Origin of the sequence: Desulfovibrio sp. DV (assembly GCF_001936595.1) — a bacterium.
Lineage (GTDB): Bacteria > Desulfobacterota > Desulfovibrionia > Desulfovibrionales > Desulfovibrionaceae > Solidesulfovibrio.
Map to the genome: position 1 here is coordinate 21,192 of NZ_MLBG01000057.1, position 7,202 is coordinate 28,393.

The 7,202-nt window shown below is 66.8% G+C and carries 3 protein-coding genes; all 3 read left to right on the plus strand.

What is annotated here, in order from left to right; all coding sequences use genetic code 11:
• The first annotated feature begins 2 nt into the window (after positions 1 to 2).
• The 3 genes from DVDV_RS13150 to DVDV_RS13160 are packed head-to-tail and all read left to right on the plus strand — an operon-like array spanning position 3 to position 7,118.
• Complete coding sequence (locus DVDV_RS13150; protein ID WP_075355107.1) at positions 3 to 4,868, plus strand: tetratricopeptide repeat protein; 4,866 nt, start codon at positions 3 to 5, stop codon at positions 4,866 to 4,868.
• Complete coding sequence (locus DVDV_RS13155; RefSeq protein ID WP_075355108.1) at positions 4,868 to 5,950, plus strand: glycosyl hydrolase family 18 protein; 1,083 nt, start codon at positions 4,868 to 4,870, stop codon at positions 5,948 to 5,950. The genes DVDV_RS13150 and DVDV_RS13155 overlap by 1 nt, the downstream gene beginning before the upstream one ends.
• A gap of 16 nt (positions 5,951 to 5,966) precedes the next feature.
• Positions 5,967 to 7,118 carry a polysaccharide deacetylase family protein gene (locus tag DVDV_RS13160; RefSeq protein WP_075355109.1) on the plus strand — a complete coding sequence of 384 codons (1,152 nt, stop codon included), beginning with the start codon at positions 5,967 to 5,969 and terminating at the stop codon, positions 7,116 to 7,118.
• Positions 7,119 to 7,202: the final 84 nt, after the last annotated feature.

The following is a 7,202-nucleotide window of genomic DNA, read 5'->3' on the forward strand; positions in this document are numbered from 1 at the left end:
CCATGGTACTCAAAGGTATTTTCCTGACCCTGGCGCTGACGTTGTTTGCGCCGGCCACCGGTTTTGCTGCCGATGCCTCGGTGGTGACCCTCTTGCGCCAGTCCCAGCAGGCCGCCGCCCGGGGCCAGCTTGAGCAGGCCATGGAACTGGTCAGCCAGGCCCTGTCCCAGGATCCGGCCTATCCGCCGCTGTGGAACCAGAAAGCCACGCTGCAGATCCGGGCCAAGGACTACGCCGGGGCCATGGACACCCTGGCCGTGGCCCTCAAGGTCGAACCCGGCAATCCCGAAACCAACATCCTGGCCCTGTCCGCCCTGCTGCGCCTGGACGAGAAGGCCGGCGGCAAGGACCCGGCCCTGACCCGCTACGTGGCCGGGGTGGGTGAAGACACTGCCGCCGCCCTGATTCTTGATCTGCTGGCCAAGCCGGCGTCCAAGTCCGATCTCAAGCGCTTCCTGTCCGTCTGGACCCCGGCTTCGGCCGAGAGCCGGGCCACGGCCCGGCTGGCTGCCGGCTATGCCGCCGGCGATCCCGCCGCCATGAAGGAACTGGCTACGGCCCAGGCCGGTGCGACCCGCAAGAACGTGCTGGCTGCCCTGCAATTCTACGCCGGCCAGGACATGCTGGCGGAAAAGCGCCTGGAACTGGCCCACCAGCTTCTGGAACAAGCCGGGGCCAACGGCTATGACAAGGTGGCCGTGGCCGGCGAACTGGGCTGGGTGCACTACAATCAGGGTGATACCGCTGCGGCTGCGGACATCTGGGAAAAGGACTGGAGAAACGCCCCGGACGTCGGACGCTGGGCCGGCTGGATCGCCGATGCCCGGCTCGCTTCCAAAGACTACAAGCGGGCGGCCGACTTCCTGGAAAAAAGCCTCCAGTTCGATCCGAAAAACCCGGTGCTCCAGGGCCAGTACATTCTGGCGCTGACGGCTTCGGGCCAGGGTGAGGCGGCGACCAAATTCGAGAGCAGCCTGGCCGACGAAGCCGACCAGGACGGCGTCAATTTTGGCAGGGGACTCGTGGCCTGGCATAAGGGAGCCTACACCGATGCCGCCGCTGCCCTGTCCCGCATCAAAAACCGCAAGCCCTTCCGCGACCAGTTCATCGAATTGGCCAACGTCATGGTGGCCCGCCTGGGCCAGTCGGCCGACTCGGCCAGGGTCATCGCCGACGTGCGCGCCCTGGTGGCCGGCATGGACGTCAAACCGGCCATCATGCGCGACATCGGCTGGCGCATGTGGGCGGCCCATCGCTACGACACCGCACTGGTCTTCTGGAAGGAAGCCTTAAGCGACGGCCTTGGCAACGACGATCCCCTGGTTGCCCGGGTGGTGCCGCTTTTGATCGAACAGGGCAAGACCGGCGAAGCCCTGGCCCTGCTCAAGGCCCAGGCCCCGGAAGTCACGCCCCTTGGCCTGGCCTGGAGCCTGGCCGCCCAGAACCGCTGGGATCTGGTCGGCAAGGTCGTGGCCGGTGCGCCGGCCGGACCGTATGCCGATCTGCTGGCCGCCATGTCCGGCCTGCAAAACGGGCAGGTGCCCCTGGCCCTGGACAGGATGCGCAGCCTTGCGGCCCTTGGCGCAACCGGCCTCGGGCAGACGGCCGTGTCCGGCTTTAACGCCGACGGCCGGCTGGTCAAAGGGGCGCTCACCCCGGCGTTGGCCCGGGAACTCTACCTGCGCATTGCCCGCACCCTGGCCGATCAGCAGATCGTGGACGGCTTTTTCTTCCTGACGCCGCCGGCCTGGGCCACGGGCATTGCCCCCAAGGCCCTGGCCGCAATCCAGGCCGAAGCCGGCAAGGTGCTGTGGCGGGTGGGGCGCTTAAGCGAAGCCGCCACCTTCTTAACCGCTGCCATTGCCGCCGACCCGGCCCAGAATCAGGCCCGGCTCTATCTGGCCCTGGTCAAGAAGCGCCAGGGCAATACGGCCGAGGCCGAGGCCCTGCTGGCCCAGGCCATCTCCGGGGCCACGCCCTTTGACCGCGACTACGCCCTGGGCGAATTCGCCTTCCTCGACGGCGACATGGCCAAGGCATTGGCCCATTTCCAGCGCTGCCTGGCCCTGGTTCCGGGCGACGAACTCATGCGGATGCGGGTCATTACCCTGCTGGTCGATGCAAACCGTTTTGCCGAGGCCCGGCAGTACGCCTCATGGTACGAGGCCCGGGTGGCCAAGCAGGAGCGGGCCGTTTTCGGCACCGCCGCCGTGGTGCGCCTGGAATTGGGCGATCCGGCCGGGGCCGAGACGCTTTACCGCAAGCTTCTGGCCGAAAATCCCGGCTCCCTGGACTATCGCTCCGGCCTTGGCCGGGCGCTCAATCGCCAAAACAAGTTTGCCGGCACCGTGGACGTGCTGTCCGACGCCTATGCCGCCTCGGCCGACCCGGCCCTGGGCGGGGTCCTGTGCGAGGCGCTCATGGGTCTTGGCAGCTATGCCGAAGTGGTGCGCGTCGCCGAAATCGGACTGGCCCGCCATCCCGCGGACAAGGAACTCCTGCGCTTTGCGGCCGAGGCTTCCGAGTTCTCCAAGGAACTGGCCGCCTGCGAAGGCTACGTGCGCCGGTCGCTGGCCCTTGATCCCGATTCGCTCACCATGCAGAACATGCTTGGCCGGGTGCTCCTTGACCAGGAGAAGTTCCCGGAGGCCAAGGAGCACTTCGAGGCGCTTTTGGCGAAAAATCCCCGCCACCTCTCCTCGCTTCGCGGGTTGCTGAGCGTCTACCAACTGACCGGCAAGGCCGGCGAGGCCTACAAGGTGGCCAAGGCGCTGCGCGAGGCCGCCCCGGACGATGCCGCAGCCAGCCTCAAGTTCGCCATCGCCGCCGCGGCCGACCACAACTTCCATCCGGCCTATCCGACCCTGGAGAAGCTGCGCGAGTTTGGCCCGGGTGCCGGGGTGCTGACGCTGTATTACGCCGACGTGCGCGACACCGAAGCCGCCGGCAAGGTCCGCCTGTCCCAGCTCACCGACCATATCCAGGCCGTGGCTGCCCGAAACGGCCGGTTTTTAAGCCTCGACGAGCTGGCTGCCCGGCCGGTCGGCGACGCCGCCCTGGCCCGGAAGGCCACCGACACGGCCCCCTCGGTCATTCTGCTTATCGACCGCACCGACGCCGCCGTGCTGGACAAGATCGACGCGGCGCTTGCCGCTGTGGACGGCAAGGCCGTGCTCATCGTTGGCGGCGAATCCCTGACTCCGGGAACGCCGTATCTGCCCGATGCTACGCAAGTGGCCCGCCTCGTCGGCACCGGCCGCTGGTCCCTGGCCCTGACCGACCACTATCCGCCAAGCGTCACGGCCGGCGACGGCCAGAAAATGAGCCTGTGGTACGCCGCCGGAGCCGATCCCGGCGTGGCCGGCGGGGGAGATGCCCAGGCCCGGCTGGCGGCCCGGCTCAAGGCCCTCGATCCTACCGGCGAAATCCTCGGCCGGACCCGGCCGGTCTTTTTCTACCCCGGCGGGGCCTCCCCCAACGAACTGCTGACCGCCGACGCCGCCCCCTACGACAAGGTGGTGGCCGAGACCTTCCCCATGGCCATCGAGCTGTCCCCGGAAGGCTTCTGGACCCCGGTGTCCAACCCCCGGCAGGTCGCCTCCAAGGCCGTGTCCCCGGCCATGGACGCCGCCGCCCTGGACCTCTGGCTCAATCAGGCCGACCCCATGCATCAGGTGTCCCTGGAACTGGCCAAGGTCTATTCCTGGCACGAACAGGTCGGACAGGCCGAAAACTACTTTGAGGAAGCCGCCGAACTCAAGGTCAATCCGGCCGACCTGACCTATAATCAGGCGGTCAACGCCTACTACGGCTATGACGATCCCGTGGCCATGTCCCTGGCCCGTCAGGCCGTGGCCCTGGCTCCGGATTCGCTGCGCGCCGCCGAACAGCTCTACCGGGCCGAACTGCGGGTGCGGCCCAAGGCCGAAGCCATCGCCACCACCTGGTGGGACAGCGACAACCGCCGCTACTACTGGTATGGCCTGGGCGGCAACGTCCATATCCGCGAAGACTTCACCGTCTTTGCCAAGGTCGGCGGCGTGGAGTGGTCCATCGAAAGCTTCCAGCGCCGGGGCCAGATCCTGAAGGCCTTTGCCAATGCGGCCCAGGACGGCACGGTCTCGGCCGAAAGCCTCTACAACATCGCCAACTCGCGCTACAGCCAGACCCTCGACGGCCAGGACCTGACCGTGGGCGGCCGCTGGTTCTTCCATCCCGAATACTGGTTGGAAGTGCAGGGCCAGCTGACCAGCACCAACGGCGGCCCCGGCCCCTGGGCCAACGGCCAGGCCACGCTGCACGGCCCGCTTGCGCCCAAGGGAGCCAAGATCGACGGCACCTGGGACATCCAGGTGGCCCACGAGCGCATCGATACCGTGGAAGCCATCTCCGACCAGATCATGGCCAACCGGGTAAGCCTGTTCACCCACAACCGGATTCTGGACTTCTGGGATCTGTTCCTGAACGTCCACGGCATCTCGCGTACCGACGGCAACAATACCGGGTCCATCGACGGCCGCCTGCTGCGCCGGCTGACCGAATTCCCGATGTTCTCGCTCGGCTACGCCTTCCAGTTCGCCAACAGCGACCGCAGCCCCATCCAGTACTGGGCGCCCCAGGATCTGGCCACCCATCTGGCCTACGGATCGTTCGGCTACTCGCCCACCCGCTGGTTCAACGTCAACGGCAGCCTGGGCTACGGCACCTCCAGCGATCGCAACAACAGCTGGCGGGAAGTCTGGCGGGCCAACGCGGGCATGGACATAACCATGCGCGACAGGCTAAAGCTGTCACTGAAGTACTCCTACTTCAGTACACCTGATTATAACCTCAATGAAGCATGGGCCAGCATAACCTACACCTTCTGATGGATAAACGGGCCGCGCGCCAGGGATTTTCCCTGGCGCTGGCCCTTTTTGCGCTCGGTATCCTGTGGGCCTGCGTGCCCCAGGCACCCCATGGCTCGGCCCAGGCGGCCACGTCCGCCGCCCGCCCGGGGCCAAACGACCGCCTCACCGCCTGGATCGCCGACTGGGACCTGGCCCGCGGTCTGGCCGAATGGCGCGCCCATCCGCAACGCTTCGATTCCGTCCGTATTTTCGCCGCCTATTTCGACGACCGCGACCATGCCGCCCTGTCCCCGGCCTGGGGCGCCGCCCTTGGCAACGATGTCCGATCCGTCTTCGGCCAGACCCCGGCCTACCTCACCGTGGTCAACGACATCGCCACCCCGACCGGCAAGGGCAACAAGCTCAAAGACCCGGAACTGGTGCGCCGCCTCGTCGCCAGCCCCCAATCCAGGGCCGCCCACATCGACGAACTGATCCGTCTGGCCGAGCGCCACCACTTCGCCGGCATCGAAATCGACTACGAAAACGTGGCCGCCCCGACCTGGCCGGATTTTTCCGTCTTCATCGCCGAACTCTACGCCGCCGCCTCGGCCCGGGGGCTGGCCGTGTCCGTCGTGCTCCAGCCCCAGCGCCGCTACCTCGCCGCCCCCCTGCCAAGCGGGCCGGCCTACGTGCTCATGGGCTACAACCTCTTCGGTTCCCACTCCGGCCCCGGCCCCAAGGCCACCCCGGCCTTCCTGGCCGAACAGGCCAAGGCCCTGCGCGCCATCGGACTGCTGGAAACGACCACCCTGGCCCTGGCCACCGGCGGCTTCGACTGGACCGACGGCAAGGCCGCCAAACAACTCACCGAAGCCGAGGCCGTCGCCCTGGTGGCCCAGACCAGGGCCACCTCCACGCGCTCCGACCCCGACGGCTACATGGTCTCCCGCTACCGCGATACATCCGGCAAAGACCACGAAGTCTGGCACGCCGACGCCGCCACCTTCGCTACGCTCTGGCAGGCCGCCCAGTCCGCCGGCTTCACCCGTCTGGCCGTATGGCGGCTTGGCGGCAATACCCCGGCCCTGTTTGACTGGCTGGCCACCCACAAACATTGACCCCGGAGGCCTGTTCGTGTCCCGACGCTTTTCCGCCGTTGCCGGCGGCATCCTCATCCTCTGCCTGCTCCTCGCCGCCACCGCCAGCTTCGCCCCGGCCCAGGGCCTCTCCCCGGCCACACGCGGCGTCCCGCTCCCCGGAACCGGCCCCCGCGCTTACGTCAACATCATCATCGACGACCTGCCAAACCTCGACCTCTGGTCCGAACTCGCCACCGACTGCGACGCCTTCGGCATGAAAGCCACCCTGGCCCTCAATACCGCCAAGGCCACCCCCGACGACTACGCCCGCATGGCCGCATTCGTCGCCAAAGGCCACGAAATAGCCAACCACACCCGCGACCACGTGGCCGTGGCTCCAGGGGCCGTCATCAAACTGCGCTACTTCAACACCGCCGCCAAATCCGCCTACGCCGCCGTGGACGAGCAAAACGCCAGCCTGCGCATCATCGTCGACGACAATCCCAAACCCCTGGCCGAATTCGACCTGTCCGAAAATGGCCGCTGCGCCAGCCTCAAACAACTCGTTGAAGCCCTAAACAACGTGCGCGGCATCGTGGCCGAACTCGGCGATCCCTACTGCGCCAACATCCATTCCCGGTTCCTCCTGGAACGCAGCAAGACCGATATCTTTTACAAAAACGGCTTCGCACCGCTGTTCGTCAACGTCACCGCCAACGCCCGCTACGAAATGGAAACCGCCCAGGCCGACATCGCCGCCGGTATGCCCAGCTATGCAGCCAAATCCATGGTCTACCCGTTCCTCGTCACCGACGCCGATTCCCGGCAAGTCGCCCGCGAACTCGGCTTCACCTGCGGCCGCGTCGGCACCGCCGGCAACGCCGCCCTCGGCTCCCCCGGCGGCTACGACCTCTACCAGATCTACGCCGTCAAACCCCGCGACGCCTTCGGCACCAACCCGACAACCCCGGAATTCGCCGCCAAAGTCACCGCCTTCCTCAACAAACTCAAGGAAGTCGGCGGCGTCTGCTGCCTCTACTCCCACGGCCCCGACGAGTTCACCAACGAACAATGGAAGGCACTCCTGCCGCTGCTCGCCAAAGACAAAGACATCGCCTACGTGACGCTCGGCAGCCTCGGTGAATTCGTCAGGAAAACCGGACAACTGCGTGACGGGAAGTACTACCTGCCCCAGGCAGGGAAGTAGGGAGTAGGGAGTAGGGGGAGAGGAGAGGCAAAAGCGAAGATGCCTCCGGCGGCCGGGGGGATGATCCCCCCGGACCCCTGCAAT

Excerpts from the sequence above, each read along its gene's own strand:
- DVDV_RS13150 (WP_075355107.1), top strand. The coding sequence starts at position 3 with ATGGTACTCAAAGGTATTTTCCTGACCCTGGCGCTGACGTTGTTTGCG.
- DVDV_RS13155 (WP_075355108.1), top strand. The coding sequence starts at position 4,868 with ATGGATAAACGGGCCGCGCGCCAGGGATTTTCCCTGGCGCTGGCCCTT.